Here is a 1491-nt window from a genome sequence, read left to right as displayed (position 1 = left end):
ATATCTTCTCGGAATCTTCAGCCCTTATTTTATAAGGCTTCCAGACTCCATCTTTCAAAAATCACCCACTTTTTTTCAAAAAACCCTTGACAAATCCCTCAAAAAATGCGGCGCTTCGCGCCCTTGATCAAAAGTATATTTTTTGATTGGAGGCGATTTTTGATGTTACCTTGTAATCCCGGCGGCCATGCCGCCTATCAGGATACTTTCGTATCCGATTTCTTGAAATTTTATCCTGATCCCTTTGTCCTTTCCAAAGATACTTGGGATTATATCGTTCAGTTCTGGTATCTTGACCTGTCACTGACCGATTCTGTCATGCAGGAGTGTTACTCTGTTTTCGGTCCGGAACCAAGACTTCCTTCCTGTATGCTGCGTTCTTATCTGCTCGCTTTAAAGCTAAAAGTGACTTCTATTACTGTATGGTGCCGTATGCTCCGTGAAACGCCCTTGTATGCCATACTCAGCGGGTTCTCTTTTGGCGATACTCCCGGTATTGGCACTTTTTATGATTTCTTCACCCGCATTTGGCAAGGCGATTCCAATCATCTTTCTCCGAAAGACCGTTTTCCTAAGATGAAACCACCTAAAGGAAAAAAGAAAGGCGACAAGACTCCTTGTGATTCTTCCAGTGTGGCTTCCAGACTTCTTCCGTTGCTGGAACGATGGAACTTAAAACCTCAAAATCCTTTTTGGTTGATTTTTAAACTATATCATCAACAGTTTCTTAACAAATCCGTAGAACGCGGACTGATCAATCCGGCACATCTTTCCCTTGCCGGTGACGGTACCCCTGTCCGTACTGCTGCAAGACAGCGCAAAAAGAGACTCTGTAACTGTTTGGAAGAAGGCTGCCGCACCTGTAACTGCAAACGCCTTTACTCCCAGCCGGATTGCAACTGGGGATGGGATTCTCACCGGGAATGTTACTTCTTCGGTTACCACCTTTACATGTATGTGGCTTCCGATTCCCATAGTGACCTTCCTGTTTTCCCTCTTTTAGAACGGGCTTCCAGACATGATATGCTTTCTTTTCTGCATTCTTTTTTCACCATGAAAGCATATCTGCCGGAGTTTCACATTGAAAAACTCCTCCTGGATTCCGCCCATGATGCTTATCCTGTCTACGAATACTGTAAACGGGAGAAGATCACTCCTTTTATTGACTTGAATCCCGGACACACAGGTCATTTCACCTATAAAGATGATTTCACCATTGATGCTGACGGTGTACCCATCTGCAAAATGGGCTTACGTATGCACAAAGATGGCTATGAAGCAGCAAAACACCGGGCGAAATACCGTTGCCCAAAAGCAAACCGCAAACAAGGCTGTTTCTGCGAACATCCCTGTTCTCCCGCCAAATATGGCAGAACAGTGCATATTTTCACCAGCGATAATCCAAGATTGTTTAACATACCGCCAAGAGACAGTAACGCATGGAAAAAGGAATATAACGGAAGGACTTCCGTGGAACGCTCCAACAAACGC

1 protein-coding gene is annotated in these 1491 nt (G+C 44.5%); it reads left to right on the top strand.

Features of this window, described 5'->3' with window-relative positions:
- Window positions 1-162 precede the first annotated feature (162 nt).
- Window positions 163-1491 (top strand): hypothetical protein (locus ACQRBN_RS17410; protein WP_427740360.1); only part of this gene is annotated, 1329 nt, incomplete at its 3' end.

It is taken from the genome of Bariatricus sp. SGI.154 (assembly GCF_050313795.1).
In the GTDB taxonomy this organism is placed as follows: domain Bacteria; phylum Bacillota; class Clostridia; order Lachnospirales; family Lachnospiraceae; genus CAMBRQ01.
The sequence above is the reverse complement of the archived record's forward strand: the minus strand, read 5'-3'. Positions and strand labels throughout refer to the sequence as shown.